Origin of the sequence: Paraburkholderia sp. Cy-641, assembly GCF_011752945.1 — a bacterium.
In the GTDB taxonomy this organism is placed as follows: Bacteria; Pseudomonadota; Gammaproteobacteria; order Burkholderiales; family Burkholderiaceae; genus Paraburkholderia.
This window is the reverse complement of sequence record NZ_VWWM01000069.1, coordinates 1-15,363: the sequence shown is the minus strand read 5'-3', so window position 1 is coordinate 15,363 and position 15,363 is coordinate 1. Positions and strand designations below refer to the sequence as shown.

The following is a 15,363-nucleotide window of genomic DNA, read 5'->3' as shown; positions in this document are numbered from 1 at the left end:
GGATGCCTACCCTGTACTTCACTGCCCTGTTCGTCGTCGCCGTCGTCGCGATGGTCGGCACCAAACTCTGGCTCGCGTCGCGGCAGATCCGCTTCGTCGTCGCCCATCGCGAACAGGTACCGAGCCAGTTCGCCACCACCGTCGCGCTCACGGCGCACCAGCGCGCCGCCGACTACACCGTCGAGCGCACGCGCCTCGCGATGATCGAGATCGTCGTCGGTGCGGCCGTGCTGATCGGGCTCACGCTGCTCGGCGGCGTGCAGGCGCTCGATCTCGCGCTGTCCGACTGGCTCGGGCGCGGCTACGCCGGCCAGATCGCGCTCGTCGCCGTCGTGATCGCGATCACGAGCGCCATCGACCTGCCGTTCGACTACTACCGGCAGTTCGTCGTCGAGCAGCGCTTCGGCTTCAACCGTATGAGCAAAAGCCTGTTCTTTCTCGACCGCATCAAGGGCGCGCTGCTCGGCATCGCATTCGGGCTGCCGCTGCTGTTCGTCGTGCTGTGGCTCATGAACCGCGCCGGCGATCTCTGGTGGCTGTGGGCCTGGGTTGTGTGGGTCGCGTTCCAGATGTTCGGCCTGCTGATTTTCCCGACCTTCATCGCGCCGCTCTTCAACAAGTTCGAGCCGCTGAAGGACGAAGCGCTCGTGAGCCGCATCGAGGCGCTGATGAAGCGCTGCGGCTTCGCCGCCAAGGGTCTGTTCGTGATGGACGGCAGCCGCCGCTCGGCGCACGGCAATGCGTACTTCACCGGCTTCGGCGCAAGCAAGCGCATCGTCTTCTTCGACACGCTGCTCGCGCGCCTGTCGGGCCGCGAGATCGAGGCGGTGCTCGCGCACGAACTCGGCCACTTCAAGCGCCGTCACGTGACGAAACGCATGCTCGTCACCTTCGCGATCAGCCTCGCGATGCTCGCGCTGCTCGGCTGGCTCACGCAGTGCGTGTGGTTCTACGAAGGGCTCGGCGTGCGGCCGTCGCTCGTCGGCGGCAATAGCGGTCTGGCACTCGTGCTGTTCTTCCTCGCGCTGCCGGTGTTCATGTTCTTCGTCACGCCGCTCGGCAGCCTCAGCTCGCGCAAGCACGAGTTCGAAGCCGATGCGTTCGCGGCGACGCAGACCGACGCGCAGGACCTCGTCAACGCGCTCGTCAAGCTGTACGAGGACAACGCGTCGACGCTGACGCCCGATCCGCTTTACACCGCGTTCTACTACTCGCATCCGCCGGCCTCGCAGCGGATCGACCGACTGCTGCGGCACGCATGAGCGGCCGCGCCCCGAAAAAAGCGCCGCGCGGCGCGCAAGCCGCCGCGGCCGGCCAGCATGGCGCGAACGGCGCCCGCACGGGCGGCCTCGTGGTCGCCGCGCACGGCCGCCACTATCTCGTCGCACCCGAAGACGGCGGTGCGTTGCTGCAATGCTTCCCGCGCGGCAAGCGCAGCGAGGTGGCGGTCGGCGATCGCGTGATCTACGAGCCGACTTCGGCGGATCAGGGTGTGATCGTCGAAATCGGCGAGCGGCGCAATCTGCTGTATCGCTCCGATCAATACAAATCGAAGCTGTTCGCGGCCAATCTCGACCAGTTGCTGATCGTGCTCGCCACCGAACCGCATTTCAGCGAAGACCTGCTCGGCCGTGCGCTCGTCGCCGCCGAGGCGAACGAGCTGAAGCCGCTGATCGTGCTGAACAAGATCGACGTGACCGGTGCGCTGGACGGTGCGCGCCAGCGGCTCGAACCGTATCGCGCGCTCGGCTATACGGTCCTCGAAGTGTCGATCCGGATGCAGCCCGACACCGCGCGCGCGGTGCTGACCGAGCATCTGCGCGGACACGCGACGCTGCTGCTCGGCCAGTCCGGCATGGGCAAATCGACGCTCGTGAATCTGCTGATTCCGGACGCCGAAGTCGCGACGCGCGAGATTTCGACCGCGTTGAACAGCGGCCGGCATACGACGACCTTCACGCGTCTTTATCCGTTGCCGGACCTCGACGGCAAGGACGGAGCGGCTAGCTCACCTGCGACGAACGGCCCGGCCGGCGCACTGATCGATTCGCCGGGCTTCCAGGAGTTCGGCCTGCATCATCTGACCGAAGGCAAGCTCGAACGCGCGTTTCCCGAATTCCGCCCGCTGCTGCCGAATTGCCGCTTTTACAACTGCCATCACCTGCACGAGCCCGGCTGCGCGATTCTCGAAGCGATCGCCGATGGCCGCATCCGCCGCGAACGGCATGCGCTGTATGCGCAACTCGTGCACGAGGCCAGCCAGATCGTCCGCTGACATGAAGCTGATGCGCGCGCCGAATCTGATCACAGGGCAGCATTGGGTCAACGTGCTCGAGACCGCGGGCATTGCGTGCGAGTTGCACAACCGCTATCTGAACGGCGCGCTCGGCGAGATTCCGGCGGATCAATGCGCGCCGGAGCTATGGCTCGTCGATGAGCGCGATGAGGCGATCGCGCGGCGTTTGATCGAGGCGGCATCGCAAGGGCCGGCCCCCGGCGCGCCGGGGTGGCGGTGTCAGCAATGCGGGGAGATGCTCGAGGCGCAGTTCACCGTGTGCTGGCAATGCGGGACCGCGCGCGATCCGTTGCAGGGGTGAGGTGAAGACAGGTGGATCGCCGGGTTGGTGAGGTGACCGGGAATTGAAAACGCCGGGCATTGCCCGGCGTTTTCATGTGCTGCGCGAGGCACGGCGGCCTGGCGCTGCATGATGACGTCATGCTAGGCGAGCCATACCGCGATGGTCAGCATCAACAGCAGAATCATCCACAGCACGACCGCGCGCCACACGAGACCTACCGCCGATTGCAACGTACGCGGCGTGCAGTCGTCGCCAACCTGCATCGGCCCGCCGTCGCCGGTAGCGAGCGCGTCGAGGCTCGACTGCTCCGCAAGCGGCCCGCTCAAACGCGCGCCGAGCGCCCCGCTTCCGGCAGCCAGCAGAACGCCGTCGTTCGCATCGGGCCATTGCCGCGCGTGATTGCGCCAGGCGTAAATCGCATCCTCGAAATTGCCGACGATCGCAAAGCCAAGCGACGTCAGCCGCGCCGGCACCCAGTCGATCACGAAGAATACCCGCTGCGCGAAACTCGAAAACGCAACGGTGCGGTCGTCAGCCGGCCGCGCCCATGCGCGCGCGAGATATTCGGCGCAACGGTACAGCACCGCGCCCGCCGGACCGACCGGAATCAGGAACCAGAAGAACACGCCGAACACATGGCGATGCGAGGCGACCACCGCGTGAATCAGCGTATGACGCACGATCTCGCTGACCGGCATGTCGACGGTATCGAGCCCGGTCCATTCATTGAGAATTTCGCGTGCGCGCGGCACGTCGTCGTTGTTCAGCGCGAGATGGATGTCGGTGAAGTAATGGCTGAACTGGCGGAAACCGAGCGTGAAATACAGCACCACGACGTTCCACAGGAACGCGAGCATGAAGTGGATGTGATACAGCACGTAGTAGACGAGCGCGACCGCAAGCGTCCAAGGCACCACCACCACGAGCCATGCGAGCAGACCGTGGCGCTGCTTGCCGGCATCGAATCCGTGCGCCGCCGACTCCGCATGGTATTGAAGCAACGCAGACACCGGATTGTTCGGCGACAGTGCGCGTACCTGTTCAATGATCAGAGCCAGCAATACGGAGAAAAAAGTCATGCGATGCGCCGTGCTTTTTGAGTTTTTACGATTGTTTTATAACGATAGCACAGGGTCGAATGCCTCTGAGCGCAGACGCTGACAAACCGCCGACAACTGCATCGTCCACGCAACTCTGCGCGTTCAACTCATGCTGCAAGGAAACGATAGAGGTTGCGCAGCATCGCCGCCGTCGCCCCCCAGATGAAATAATCGCCGCCCTGCGCGGCAGTGTGTTCGGTTGCGGCTTGCGTTGCGCGGGTGTCTTCGAGAACGCCGGGGTGCTCGCCCGGCGGTTGCGCGGTGTGCTCCGCTATTGCCGCCGGCTCGCTGCGCGGGTACGGCATCGAAAAAAAGCGGCGCTCGCCGCCCTCGTAGCGGAACAGACGTTCTTCGTGATTGGCCGGATTCATCAGGAACGCGAGCGGCACCTCGAAGACTTCGGCCACTTCGAGCGTATCCATTTGCAGCGTGAACGGCGGATGCACGAGACCGATGACCGGCGATACGCAAAAGCCGGTGCCTGTCAGATAGTCGGGCAACGCACCGAGAATTTCCACACGCGATGAATCGAGACCGACTTCCTCGTGCGCCTCGCGCAGCGCGGTCGCGATAGCATCGGCATCGAACGGCTCCTGGCGGCCGCCGGGAAAACTCACCTGGCCCGCGTGATCGTTCAGATGGTCGGCACGCTGCGTGAGCAGCACGGTCAGGCCGTGCTCGTGGACTACGAGCGGCACCAGCACCGCAGCCACGCGCGGATCGATTCCGGTGTTGCGCCAAGGCGCGTCGGCAATTTTTTCGGGGGTCCAGGCAAGCTGGCGCTCGAAGCGTGCCCGTAGCGCATCGGGTGTAAGACGGTCGCCGGCCACCGGCGGCAGATCGGCACCTGTCGCGATGACAGGCAGGCTTTCGGGCTCGAAGACAGGGCGGATCAACGGGTCTCTCTGATCAGCAGGTGGGGATGCCGCTATTTTGACCTGGCCAACAAAAAAGCACCCGCGAGGGGTGCTTTTTCTTACAGCATTTACGCTTCGGAAGCAGCGCGGTCTTTCGAGACCAGCTTTTCCTTGATTCGAGCCGACTTGCCCGAACGCTCGCGCAGATAGTACAGCTTCGCACGACGCACGTCGCCGCGACGCTTCACGACGATGCTTGCCAGCAGCGGCGAGTACGTCTGGAACGTACGCTCGACGCCTTCGCCCGACGAAATCTTGCGGACGATGAACGACGAATTCAGACCACGGTTACGCTTGGCGATCACGACGCCTTCGTAAGCCTGCACACGCTTACGCGTGCCTTCAACCACGTTCACGCTAACGATGACCGTATCGCCCGGACCAAAATCGGGAATGGTCTTTTCGCCGAGAACGCGCGCGATTTCTTCCTGCTCGAGTTTTGCAATCAGATTCATCACTGACTCCTGGATCCATCTTGTCGGCGTTCGTACCTGCCTTGCGCTGGTTTCCCGTGGGTTGCCCCACTGCGCTCGACGACGGCCCCGATAGAGGATGGGTTCACATCTGGCACCGCCCACGCATGAACGGCACCGCCTATACCCGCTCGAAAGACCGGGGCCTCAGGCCTTCGGCTCTTCCTTCGCGAGACTTGCGAGCCATGCCTCGTCGGCACGGCTTAGCATTTTATTCTTTCTGGCCTTCACGATCAGATCGGGCCGTTTGTTCAGCGTGTTGCGCAACGCTTCGCGCCGCCGCCACGCCTCGATTTCCGCATGATGGCCGCCGAGCAGCACATCGGGCACCCGCACACCCTCGTATTCCTCGGGCCGCGTGTAGTGCGGACAATCGAGCAGCACGTCGACGAAGCTGTCCTGCACCGCCGACTGCGAATCGTTGAGCACGCCGGGCAACTGACGCACGACCGCATCCATCAACGCCATCGCGGGCAACTCGCCGCCCGACAGCACGAAGTCGCCAAGACTGACTTCCTCGTCGACGACACGATCGAGCAGACGCTGATCGATCGCTTCATAGCGCCCGCACAACAGTATCAGACCGGGTTCGGCCGCGAACTTCATGACGCGCTCGTGATCGAGCGTCGCGCCTTGCGGCGACATCATCACGACGCGCGGCGCGCCGATGCCCTGCTGTGCCTGCGCCGCTTTCGCGGCGCCGATCGCCTCTTCGAGCGGTTTGGCCAGCATCACCATGCCGGGGCCGCCGCCGTACGGGCGATCGTCGATCGTGCGGTAGTTGTCGATCGTGAAATCGCGTGGATTCCACGTACGCAACCCATAGCGCTCCTGCTTCGCGGCCCGGCTGGTGATGCCCCAGTCGGTCAGCGCGCGGAACATTTCCGGAAAGAGCGTCACGACATCGAACTGCACCGCTCTCTCCATTCAACGAAAGATTTCAATAATCGGCTTCCCAGTCGACGACGATCTGCTTCGCGGCCTGGTCCACCGTTTTGACATAGACGCCGACGAACGGGATCAAGCGCTCGTCTGCGACCGGCTTGCCGCTTTTGTCGGTAGCCGGATATTCGATACGCAGCACCGACTGCGCACCGTTGTCGATCATGCCTGCAACCCTGCCGAGTTCAAACCCGGCGAGGTTCACCACAGTGAGTCCGATCAGATCGACCCAGTAGAATTCGTCGGCTTCGAGAGCCGGAAATTCGCTGCGGCTGAGGTACACGCGAAAACCACGCAATGCGAATGCCTCGTCGCGGTCGACAGTGCCGCCCAGATGGGCCACCACGCTGTCGCTATGAGTCCTGGCCTGCAAGGCCGGCGCGGACCTGCGCTCGTCGCCTCTGAGCAGCCACCAGCGTCTGGCGCTCAACAGGGCGTCGCCACCCCGCCCGGCATCCGCGTGGGCGGACACCTTGACCCAGCCTTTGAGGCCGTAAGCGTCGACGATTGCGCCGACTTCGACCGCATCGGCCGGCCAGCTTGCCAGCGTTTCCGCGCGCATTTCAGCGGCTGCGGAAGCGCTACTTGCCGCACTGGCTTTCGCCTTGTCTTCGGCCCGCTTGCGGACGAATGCACCGAACGACGCCTGACCAGACGCCTTTGCGCGACCAGAACTGCCGGAATCACGCTCAGACATGAGATAAACCCGGAGATAGCCTCGAAGACGACTTCGCCGTCTGCTTCAGTAAAACAATGTACGTATCGGACTGCCCACGCAAGCTGCGCGAGCCGCCGGCCGAACCGACGACGATACGCATGCGGACCGCCATATCAGGCAGCCGGCTGCGCCTTTTGCGCTTCCTTCACGAGGCGCTCGACGGTCGGCGACAGTTGCGCGCCAACGCCTTGCCAGTACGTGAGGCGGTCCTGAGCGATACGCAGGGACTCGCCCTTCGTAGCGACCGGGTTGTAGAAGCCGACGCGCTCGATGAAGCGGCCGTCACGACGGCTGCGCGAGTCGGTAGCGACGATGTTGTAGAACGGGCGCTTCTTGGAGCCGCCACGAGCCAAGCGGATGATGACCATATTAGAATCCTTGAAAACCGGGGTGCGGAACGACTGAAACACGCGATTATAGCGGGAAACCGACGCCATAACAAACACTTACCGGGATAAACTGAGCAATGCGGCTGCGCCGGCCCCCCATCGCGGGCTCGCGAACCCGCCCAAATGCCCGAAATACCTGAAGGATCGCCCGTGAAACGCCCGCAGCCCACTCCGTTTCTGCCCGCTTTTTTTCTCTTTCTGGCACGCTTGACGGGGCTTGCCCGCATGGTGCGCAGCCGGATTCCGCGCCTCGCAGCCACAGCCGTGCTCGCCACACAGACACTGACAGCGGCGGCCTCGCTGCCCATCGAGAAAATCAGACTGCCGCAGGGCTTTCACATCGAAGTATTGTCGGATGAAGTGCCGAGCGCACGCGCAATGACGCTCTCGCCGAAGGGCATTCTTTATGTCGGCAGCCTCGACGGGCACGTCTACGCGCTCGAACTGCGCAACGGCCGCGTGACGGGCCGCCACATCATCGCTTCCGGCCTGCAGATGCCGGCTGGCATCGCATGGCACGACGGCGCGCTGTATGTATCCGCCGTGTCGAAGATCGTGCGCTTCGATGCGATCGACTCCCATCTCGGCGATCCGCCAAAGCCCGTCATCATTACCGACAAGCTGCCCACGGAGACGCATCACGGCTGGAAATTCATCGCGTTCGGCCCGGACGGCAAGCTCTACGTGCCGCAAGGCGCGCCGTGCAACATCTGCGACAGGGACCCGAACCGGTTCGCCCTGATCGGCCGCATGGACCCCGACGGCAACCACTATGAAGTCGTGGCGCGCGGCATACGCAATTCGGTCGGCTTCGCGTGGCACCCCGTCACGCACGAACTGTGGTTCACCGACAACGGCCGCGACCTGCTCGGCGACGACATCCCGAGCGATAAGCTGAGCCGCGCGCCGCGGCTCGGGATGAATTTCGGCTTTCCCTACTGTCACGGCGGCGACACGCCCGACCCCGAATTCGGTAAGGACCACGCGTGCAGCGAGTTCACACCGCCCGTCGCCAAGCTCGGCGCGCACGTAGCCGCGCTCGGCATGCGTTTTTACGACGGCGCGATGTTTCCGGCCGACTACCGCAACAACATTTTCATCGCCGAACACGGCTCCTGGAATCGCAGCAAGAAGTCCGGCTACCGCGTCGTGCACGTGATCGCCGATCCGGACGGCGGCAACGCGCGCCAGGAAGTCTTTGCCGAAGGCTGGCTACAACCGGGCGAAACCGTCTGGGGCCGTCCCGCCGACGTGCTGCCGCTGCCCGACGGCTCGCTGCTGATCAGCGACGATTACGCCGGCGCGATCTATCGCGTGACGTATTCGGCGCCTTAGCGATCGTTCGCAGGCTTGCCCGACAACCCCGAGGGCAGCCCCTCTGCAGCACCCGCCAAACCTGCGGGCCGCGCCGAAGAAAATCCGTCCGCACGAGACGTCTGCGTTGCCGCAAACACCCTTACACAAACGTTCAGCCCTCACGGCCTGCTCCCTACCCGCCTTCAGCCCCGCGCCTAGTCGCAATGTGACCTCCCGCGCGCGGCAGGCGTAGAATGCGCGTCGGTCCGCGCCATGCGGCGCGCCGCTCCTGTCGCTCCTTTCGACCGCCCGTCATTCTGCCCACGCGTCCATGTCCACCGCTGCCTCGACTTCCCCGCGCTTCAGATCCAAGACCATTACCGCCGCGCTCGCGTTCCTTTTCGGCAGCCTCGGCGCCCATCGCTTCTATCTGTACGGCACCCGGGACATTTACGGCTGGGCGCATCTGATCGGCACGCTGATCGGCATTCCCGGCGTGATGTTGCTGATCGCCACCGAGCGCGCGTCGATACTCGGCTGGGTGCTCGCGACCATCGGCGCCATTTCGCTTTTCGCCGCGTTTCTTGCCGCGCTCGTCTACGGGCTGCGTCCGGATCAGAAATGGGACGCGCAGTTCAACGCCCACACCCAACGCAAAAGCCGCTCCGGCTGGACGGTCATTTTCATCGTCATCTTTTCGCTGCTGATCGGCGCGTTCCTGCTGATGACCGGCCTCGCCGTCTCATTCCAGACCTACTTCGAGAGTCAGGTGGAAGCGGCCAAGGCACTCTCGCAGTAACGGCCAGCGGGCGGGTTCCAGGCACCGCGCTAAAACAGCCTCAATTGCGGATTGTCGCGTGACGCTTCCCGCTCACGCGATGGCTCGCCCCGCCGGAAGTGCGACATGTCGAGAATGCCCCGGTCGCGCCCGTTCAGCCCCAAACGGCGCACGGTCTGGTGAAAACGCTGCTTGAGCATGTCCGCCCATAAACCCTCTCCTTTCATGCGCGTCGAAAACGACGAGTCGTAGTCCTTGCCGCCGCGCATGTCGCGCACGCGGCTCATGACCCGCTCGGCCCGGTCGGGAAAATGCGCGCTCAGCCAGTCCTTGAAGAGCGGCGCGACCTCCCACGGCAAACGCAGCACGATATAGCTCGCGTTGCTGGCACCGGCTTGCGTGCACGCTTCGAGCACGCGCTCCATATCCGGTTCGGTGACGAACGGGATGACCGGCGCAATGCTGACGCCCACCGGAATGCCGGCCTCGCTCAGCGTACGGATAGCGCGCAGACGGCGCGACGGCGTGGCCGCGCGCGGTTCGAGCGTGCGCGCGATGTCGGCATCGAGCGTGGTGATCGTGATCGCCGCCATGAATTGCCCGCGCGCGGCCATCGGCGCGAGCAGGTCAATGTCGCGCTCGATCAGCGACGACTTGGTGATCGCCGCGAACGGCTGGCTGCGTTCGCTGAGCACTTCAATCACACGGCGCGTCAGGCGCAAGTCGCGTTCGGCCGGCTGCCATGCGTCGGTGGCCACGCCGAGCGCGATCGGCTCCGGCACATAGGACTTCTTCGACAGCTCGCGTTCGAGCAATTCCGGCGCATTGATCTTCGCGTAGATACGGCTTTCGAAGTCGAGCCCCGGCGACAGTCCCAGATAACTGTGCGTCGGCCGCGCAAAGCAATAGATGCAGCCATGCTCGCAGCCGCGATACGGATTCAACGACACGCCGAACGGAATATCCGGCGACGCATTGCGCGTGAGGATGGTCCTGGCGCGCTCCTCGAACACCTGCGTGCGCAGCGCCCTCGGCTCGCCGTCTTCCGTGGCGCCCGGCAGCCAGCCGTCGTCGACCGCTTCGCGCTGGTCGACTTCGTAGCGGCCTTGCAGGTTCGTCACCGCTCCACGCCCCTTGCGAGGCGCAGGCGGCGCAATCGGAAATTCGGGAATGGAAGAGGTGTCGGGATCGGTCACGGCAAGCCACGGCAAGAGCTACACAAACGCACGTCCAAACAAAAAAAACGGCGCAAAATACCTGTATAAATATACAGTGTTTACGCCGTTTGTCGAGCGTTGTTTCCACGCCCGCGAACTGGGCGCTGAAGCCGCCGCCGCGCGCCCTTGCGCCTTTATTCCCTCTTGTGCCGCCTAGGAGCCGCTACTCGCCCACCGCGATCGTCAGCGTCTCCTTGATCTCCTCCATCACCACATAGCTCTTCGACTGCACCGCGCCCGGCAGCTGCAGCAGGATGTCGCCGAGCAGCTTACGGTAGTCGGCCATCTCGCCAATGCGCGCCTTGATCAGATAATCGAAGTCGCCCGAGACGAGATGGCACTCGAGTACCTCGGGGATCTTCTGCACCTCGCGCCGGAACTGGTCGAACATGTTGCCGCTCTTGTGGTCGAGCGTGATCTCGACGAACACGAGCAGCGCCGCGCCCAGCTCGGCGGGGTTCACGCGCGCGTGGTAGCCCATGATCACGCCGTCGCGCTCCATGCGCTTGACGCGCTCGATGCACGGCGTCACCGACAGCCCGACCTGCTCCGCGAGGTCCTTCATCGCCATCCGGCCGTCCTGCTGCAGGAGCCGCAGGATCTTGTGATCGAGCTTGTCGAGGGCCCGCACAGGCTGGCGCTGTGTACGCATGATGTTTTTTCTGAAAATGATGAAAATACGATAACAAAACCTGACGAGCTGTTAATAGTATAGCGGTTAACACTGGGCAAACCGCGTTACACCTCGGGTTAGCACTGACGAGTCGAACGTGAATCGAGCCAACTCGACACCGCCGGCGAACGCCACCGCCCTACTCACCTTTCTGAAATATCTGGAGCAGCTATGCGAGTCGTCGTTTTGGGCAGTGGCGTGGTCGGCGTGACGAGTGCGTACTATCTTGCGCGCGCGGGTCACGAGGTGACCGTCATCGACCGCGAGGCCGGCCCGGCGCTCGAAACCAGTTTCGCCAACGCAGGCCAGATCTCGCCGGGCTATGCGTCGCCGTGGGCTGCGCCGGGCGTGCCGCTGAAGGCCGTCAAGTGGATGTTCCAGAAGCATGCGCCGCTCGCGATCCGTCTCGACGGCACGGCGTTCCAGCTGCAATGGATGTGGCAGATGCTGCAAAACTGCACGGCGTCGCGCTACGCGGTGAACAAGAGCCGCATGGTGCGCCTCGCCGAATACAGCCGCGATTGTCTACAGGCGCTGCGCGCCGACACCGGTATCCGCTACGAAGGCCGCACCGGCGGCACGCTGCAGGTGTTCCGCACGCAGCAGCAGTTCGACGGCGCCGCGAAAGACATCGCCGTGCTGCAGGACGCCAATGTGCCGTACGAACTGCTGTCGGCGGCCGAACTCGCACAGGCCGAACCGGCGCTTGCCGCGGTATCGCACAAGCTCACGGGCGGCCTGCGTCTGCCCGGCGACGAAACCGGCGACTGCCAGATGTTCACGACGCGCCTGGCCGCGCTCGCCGAAGAACTCGGCGTCAAGTTCCGCTACAACACGCCGATCGACGCGCTCGCGATGGCGGGCGGCCGCATCGCCGGCGTGCAATGCGGCGGCGAACTGGTGCGTGCGGATTCGTTCGTGGTCGCGCTCGGCTCGTACTCGACGCGCTTCCTCGACGGCATCGTGAAGATTCCGGTCTATCCGCTGAAGGGTTACTCGATCACCGCGCCGATCGTCGATGCGGCGGCCGCGCCGGTGTCGACGGTGCTCGACGAGACCTACAAGATCGCGATCACGCGCTTCGACGACCGGATTCGCGTCGGCGGCATGGCCGAGATCGTCGGCTTCGACAAATCGCTGCGCCAGGCGCGCCGCGAAACGCTCGAACTGTGCGTGAACGACCTGTTCCCGGGCGGCGGCGATACGTCGAAGGCGACCTTCTGGACCGGTCTGCGGCCGATGACGCCGGACGGCACGCCGATCGTCGGCCGCACGCCGGTGCCGAACCTGTTCCTGAACACGGGGCATGGCACGCTCGGCTGGACAATGTCGTGCGGCTCGGGCCAGTTGCTGGCCGATCTGATGTCGGGCAAGCAGCCGGCCATCCGCGCCGACGATCTGTCGGTGCATCGCTATCTGGGTGAGACGGCGGGCGAGCATCGGCCGGCTTATGCGTGATCGAGCGGCGCAAGCAACGTTGACCTCGGCATCGAACGGCATGCCGATGCGTTGATACGGACGTAGCAAGCATCGCTGAGTGCGAACAGCAAAACCCAAATCGCAAAAACAAACGGCGCCTCACGAGGCGCCGTTTGCATTGCAGCCGGCATGAACAGCATGAACATCCAGAGAACGTCCGCCGATCATCCAGCCACGATCGCGTCACCCATCCGCGCTCAGAACTGATCCTCCGACAACGCCAGCACGCCCTCGCCGCCCTTCGCATTGACGATCGCCACTTCGAGCGCCGCCGCCTGCGGCAGCACATGCTCCGCGTAGAACCGCGCGGTCGCGATCTTCGCGTCATGGAACGCGGGATCGTCGGCGCGCCGCGCCGACGCCGCGAGCATCGCCCGCGCCATCTGCCAGCCGCCGAGCACGATGCCCGCGAGCTTCAGATACGGCACGCTGCCCGCGAACACCGCATTCGGATCGCCCTTCGCATTCGCGAGAACGAAATCGACGACCGCGTTCATCGCCCGCTGCCCCTGCGCAAGCTGCGTCTTCATCGACGCAAACGCCTGCCCCTGTTGTGCATCTTGCTGCGCGCCCAGCGCCTCAACCGTTCCGGCAATGCCCGCAAGCAGTTCCTTCGCAACCTTGCCGCCGTCGCGCAGCGTCTTGCGGCCGATCAGATCATTCGCCTGGATCGCGGTCGTGCCTTCGTAGATCGGCAGAATGCGTGCGTCGCGGTAGTACTGCGCGGCGCCCGTTTCCTCGATGAAGCCCATACCGCCATGCACCTGCACGCCGAGGCTCGTCACATCGACCGACAGTTCCGTGCTCCAGCCCTTCACGATCGGCACGAGGTATTCGTAGATCGCCTGATGCTGCGCGCGCGTCGCTTCGTCCGGATGACGATGCGCGAGATCGCAGTGCGACGCCGCGACATACGCGAGCGCGCGCGATGCCTCGGTGAGGCCACGCATCGTCGACAGCATGCGGCGCACGTCCGGGTGCTGGATGATCGCGACCGACTGCTTCGCCGAACCATCCACGGGACGGCTCTGCACGCGCTCCTTCGCATACGCGACGGCCTTCTGGTACGCGCGGTCCGAGATCGCGACGCCCTGCATGCCGACCGCGAAACGCGCGGCATTCATCATGATGAACATGTATTCGAGGCCGCGATTCTCCTCGCCGATCAACTCGCCGATCGCGCCGCCGTGATCGCCGAACTGCAGCACCGCGGTGGGGCTCGCCTTGATGCCGAGCTTGTGCTCGATCGACACGCAATGCACGTCGTTGCGCGCGCCGAGCGAACCGTCCTCGTTGACGAGAAACTTCGGCACGAGGAAGAGCGAAATGCCCTTCACGCCTTCGGGCGCGTTCGGCGTGCGCGCGAGCACCAGATGCGCGATGTTCTGCGCCATGTCGTGCTCGCCCCACGTGATGAAAATCTTCGTGCCGAACAGCCTGAACGAACCGTCGGCCTGCGGCTCGGCGCGCGTGCGCACGAGCGCGAGATCGGAGCCGGCCTGCGGCTCGGTCAGGTTCATCGTGCCGGTCCATTCGCCCGAGATCAGCTTCGGCACGAAGGTCTGCTTCTGCGCTTCGCTGCCGGCCGTCAGCAGCGCTTCGATCGCGCCGTCGGTCAGCAGGGGACACAGCGCGAACGACAGGTTCGACGCGTTCAGCATCTCGACGCACGGCGTCGCGATCAGCTTCGGCAATCCCTGCCCTTCATAGTCGAGCGGATGCTGTACGCCCTGCCAGCCGCCCTCGGCGAACTGGCGGAACGCGTCCCTGAAACCCGGCGTCGCGGTAACGACGCCGTCCTTCCAGCTGCTCGGATTGCGATCGCCCTCGACGTTCAGCGGCGCGAGCACTTCGCCGCACAGTTTCGCCGATTCGTCGAGCACGGCCTGGGCCGTGTCGAGGTTCGCGTCCTCGAAGCCAGGCAGCGTCGCGATGTCTTCGAGTCCGGCCAGTTCTTTCATCACGAACAGCATGTCCTTGATGGGCGCCGTATAGCTCATGTCGGTTCTCCTCCCTTGATATGAAAAAAGGGCGCGGGACTTGATCGGTCCTGCGCCCTTCGCTTGCTGTCGGCAGCCTTTTTCAGGCGCCGCGGCGCTTAGCCGAGTTCGTTCACGAGTTCCGGCACGAGCGTGAACAGATCGCCGACCAGACCGTAATCGGCGACGCTGAAAATCGGCGCTTCCTCGTCCTTGTTGATCGCGACGATCACCTTCGAGTCCTTCATGCCCGCCAGATGCTGGATCGCCCCCGAGATGCCGACCGCGACGTACAGCTGCGGCGCGACGATCTTGCCGGTCTGACCCACCTGATAGTCGTTCGGCACGTAGCCCGCGTCGACCGCCGCGCGCGAGGCGCCCAGCGCCGCGCCGAGCTTGTCGGCCAGCGGCTCCAGAACCTTCGTGTAGTTCTCGCCGCTGCCCAGACCCCGGCCGCCCGACACGATGATCTTCGCGCTCGTCAGTTCCGGACGGTCCAGCTTCGTCACTTCACGGCTCACGAACTGCGAGATGCCCGCGTCGGCTGCAGCCTCGATCTTCTCGACCGCCGCGCTGCCGCCTTCGGCTGCCACTGCATCGAAGCCCGTCGTGCGGACCGTGATGACCTTGATCGGGTCAGCCGATTGCACGGTGGCGATCGCGTTGCCCGCGTAGATCGGACGCTCGAACGTGTCCGGCGAGTCCACCGCCGTGATGTCGCTGATCTGCGCGACGTCGAGCTTCGCCGCGATACGCGGCGCGATGTTCTTGCCCGAAGCGGTCGCCGGCACGAGGATGTGCGAGTAGTTCTTCGCGATGTTCA

At 64.4% G+C, this 15,363-nt stretch carries 17 protein-coding genes; 7 read left to right on the top strand and 10 right to left on the bottom strand.

The features are described 5' to 3' along the window. The first annotated feature begins 2 nt into the window (after window positions 1-2). The 3 genes from F3J20_RS27540 to F3J20_RS27530 are packed head-to-tail and all read left to right on the top strand — an operon-like array spanning window position 3 to window position 2,597. Window positions 3-1,262: a M48 family metallopeptidase gene (locus tag F3J20_RS27540; protein WP_167050268.1), complete on the top strand. Its 1,260-nt coding sequence runs from the start codon at window positions 3-5 to the stop codon at window positions 1,260-1,262. Beyond that, window positions 1,259-2,275, top strand: a complete 1,017-nt coding sequence (gene rsgA / locus F3J20_RS27535) for a ribosome small subunit-dependent GTPase A (RefSeq protein WP_167285405.1) — start codon at window positions 1,259-1,261, stop codon at window positions 2,273-2,275. Before F3J20_RS27540 ends, rsgA begins: the two co-directional genes overlap by 4 nt. Before the next feature lies 1 nt (window position 2,276). Further along, window positions 2,277-2,597, top strand: a complete 321-nt coding sequence (locus F3J20_RS27530) for a DUF2007 domain-containing protein (RefSeq protein WP_167050262.1) — start codon at window positions 2,277-2,279, stop codon at window positions 2,595-2,597. A 122-nt stretch (window positions 2,598-2,719) separates the two neighbouring features. Here F3J20_RS27530 and F3J20_RS27525 read toward each other — a convergent pair whose 3' ends face one another. From F3J20_RS27525 to rpsP, 6 genes are all read right to left on the bottom strand, one after another. Further along, window positions 2,720-3,658 (bottom strand): CobD/CbiB family protein, encoded by a 939-nt coding sequence (locus F3J20_RS27525; protein ID WP_167050260.1) that lies wholly within the window; start codon window positions 3,656-3,658, stop codon window positions 2,720-2,722. A gap of 128 nt (window positions 3,659-3,786) precedes the next feature. Beyond that, complete coding sequence (locus F3J20_RS27520) at window positions 3,787-4,575, bottom strand: CoA pyrophosphatase (RefSeq protein ID WP_167285399.1); 789 nt, start codon at window positions 4,573-4,575, stop codon at window positions 3,787-3,789. Between the two features lie 89 nt (window positions 4,576-4,664). After that, window positions 4,665-5,051, bottom strand: a complete 387-nt coding sequence (rplS, locus tag F3J20_RS27515) for a 50S ribosomal protein L19 (RefSeq protein ID WP_167050256.1) — start codon at window positions 5,049-5,051, stop codon at window positions 4,665-4,667. A 165-nt stretch (window positions 5,052-5,216) separates the two neighbouring features. Next, window positions 5,217-5,996 carry a tRNA (guanosine(37)-N1)-methyltransferase TrmD gene (gene trmD / locus F3J20_RS27510; RefSeq protein WP_205299387.1) on the bottom strand — a complete coding sequence of 260 codons (780 nt, stop codon included), beginning with the start codon at window positions 5,994-5,996 and terminating at the stop codon, window positions 5,217-5,219. A 13-nt stretch (window positions 5,997-6,009) separates the two neighbouring features. Continuing rightward, on the bottom strand, window positions 6,010-6,708 hold the full coding sequence (rimM, locus tag F3J20_RS27505) for a ribosome maturation factor RimM (protein WP_167285395.1): 699 nt from the start codon (window positions 6,706-6,708) through the stop codon (window positions 6,010-6,012). Between the two features lie 134 nt (window positions 6,709-6,842). Continuing rightward, window positions 6,843-7,097: a 30S ribosomal protein S16 gene (rpsP, locus tag F3J20_RS27500; RefSeq protein ID WP_013090118.1), complete on the bottom strand. Its 255-nt coding sequence runs from the start codon at window positions 7,095-7,097 to the stop codon at window positions 6,843-6,845. A 246-nt stretch (window positions 7,098-7,343) separates the two neighbouring features. Here rpsP and F3J20_RS27495 point away from each other — a divergent pair, with 246 nt between their 5' ends. Then, window positions 7,344-8,453 (top strand): PQQ-dependent sugar dehydrogenase, encoded by a 1,110-nt coding sequence (locus tag F3J20_RS27495; protein ID WP_240162933.1) that lies wholly within the window; start codon window positions 7,344-7,346, stop codon window positions 8,451-8,453. A gap of 292 nt (window positions 8,454-8,745) precedes the next feature. Continuing rightward, on the top strand, window positions 8,746-9,213 hold the full coding sequence (locus F3J20_RS27490) for a TM2 domain-containing protein (RefSeq protein WP_167050248.1): 468 nt from the start codon (window positions 8,746-8,748) through the stop codon (window positions 9,211-9,213). A gap of 29 nt (window positions 9,214-9,242) precedes the next feature. Here the strand turns inward: F3J20_RS27490 and F3J20_RS27485 are convergent, their stop codons facing one another. Continuing rightward, window positions 9,243-10,388, bottom strand: coding sequence for a PA0069 family radical SAM protein (locus F3J20_RS27485; RefSeq protein ID WP_167285392.1), 1,146 nt, complete (start codon window positions 10,386-10,388; stop codon window positions 9,243-9,245). On the opposite strand from F3J20_RS27485, the gene F3J20_RS27480 reads away from it, so the two are divergent. After that, window positions 10,363-10,566, top strand: coding sequence for a hypothetical protein (locus F3J20_RS27480; protein WP_167285391.1), 204 nt, complete (start codon window positions 10,363-10,365; stop codon window positions 10,564-10,566). The genes F3J20_RS27485 and F3J20_RS27480 overlap by 26 nt on opposite strands. A gap of 6 nt (window positions 10,567-10,572) precedes the next feature. Here the strand turns inward: F3J20_RS27480 and F3J20_RS27475 are convergent, their stop codons facing one another. Beyond that, on the bottom strand, window positions 10,573-11,061 hold the full coding sequence (locus F3J20_RS27475) for an Lrp/AsnC ligand binding domain-containing protein (protein WP_167050244.1): 489 nt from the start codon (window positions 11,059-11,061) through the stop codon (window positions 10,573-10,575). A 192-nt stretch (window positions 11,062-11,253) separates the two neighbouring features. On the opposite strand from F3J20_RS27475, the gene F3J20_RS27470 reads away from it, so the two are divergent. Then, complete coding sequence (locus F3J20_RS27470) at window positions 11,254-12,540, top strand: D-amino acid dehydrogenase (protein WP_167285389.1); 1,287 nt, start codon at window positions 11,254-11,256, stop codon at window positions 12,538-12,540. Between the two features lie 218 nt (window positions 12,541-12,758). On the opposite strand, the gene F3J20_RS27465 is transcribed toward F3J20_RS27470, so the two are convergent. Both F3J20_RS27465 and F3J20_RS27460 read right to left on the bottom strand, forming a co-directional pair. Then, window positions 12,759-14,561, bottom strand: coding sequence for an acyl-CoA dehydrogenase (locus F3J20_RS27465; protein WP_167050240.1), 1,803 nt, complete (start codon window positions 14,559-14,561; stop codon window positions 12,759-12,761). Between the two features lie 98 nt (window positions 14,562-14,659). Beyond that, window positions 14,660-15,363, bottom strand: a 704-nt coding sequence (locus F3J20_RS27460) for an electron transfer flavoprotein subunit alpha/FixB family protein (protein ID WP_167285387.1), incomplete at its 5' end; no start/stop codon positions are given.

Excerpts from the sequence above, each read along its gene's own strand:
- F3J20_RS27540 (WP_167050268.1), top strand. The coding sequence starts at position 3 with ATGCCTACCCTGTACTTCACTGCCCTGTTCGTCGTCGCCGTCGTCGCG.
- rsgA (WP_167285405.1), top strand. The coding sequence starts at position 1,259 with ATGAGCGGCCGCGCCCCGAAAAAAGCGCCGCGCGGCGCGCAAGCCGCC.
- F3J20_RS27530 (WP_167050262.1), top strand. The coding sequence starts at position 2,277 with ATGAAGCTGATGCGCGCGCCGAATCTGATCACAGGGCAGCATTGGGTC.
- F3J20_RS27525 (WP_167050260.1), bottom strand. The coding sequence starts at position 3,658 with ATGACTTTTTTCTCCGTATTGCTGGCTCTGATCATTGAACAGGTACGC.
- rplS (WP_167050256.1), bottom strand. The coding sequence starts at position 5,051 with ATGAATCTGATTGCAAAACTCGAGCAGGAAGAAATCGCGCGCGTTCTC.
- trmD (WP_205299387.1), bottom strand. The coding sequence starts at position 5,996 with ATGGAGAGAGCGGTGCAGTTCGATGTCGTGACGCTCTTTCCGGAAATG.
- rimM (WP_167285395.1), bottom strand. The coding sequence starts at position 6,708 with ATGTCTGAGCGTGATTCCGGCAGTTCTGGTCGCGCAAAGGCGTCTGGT.
- rpsP (WP_013090118.1), bottom strand. The coding sequence starts at position 7,097 with ATGGTCATCATCCGCTTGGCTCGTGGCGGCTCCAAGAAGCGCCCGTTC.
- F3J20_RS27495 (WP_240162933.1), top strand. The coding sequence starts at position 7,344 with ATGGTGCGCAGCCGGATTCCGCGCCTCGCAGCCACAGCCGTGCTCGCC.
- F3J20_RS27490 (WP_167050248.1), top strand. The coding sequence starts at position 8,746 with ATGTCCACCGCTGCCTCGACTTCCCCGCGCTTCAGATCCAAGACCATT.
- F3J20_RS27480 (WP_167285391.1), top strand. The coding sequence starts at position 10,363 with ATGGAAGAGGTGTCGGGATCGGTCACGGCAAGCCACGGCAAGAGCTAC.
- F3J20_RS27475 (WP_167050244.1), bottom strand. The coding sequence starts at position 11,061 with ATGCGTACACAGCGCCAGCCTGTGCGGGCCCTCGACAAGCTCGATCAC.
- F3J20_RS27470 (WP_167285389.1), top strand. The coding sequence starts at position 11,254 with ATGCGAGTCGTCGTTTTGGGCAGTGGCGTGGTCGGCGTGACGAGTGCG.
- F3J20_RS27465 (WP_167050240.1), bottom strand. The coding sequence starts at position 14,561 with ATGAGCTATACGGCGCCCATCAAGGACATGCTGTTCGTGATGAAAGAA.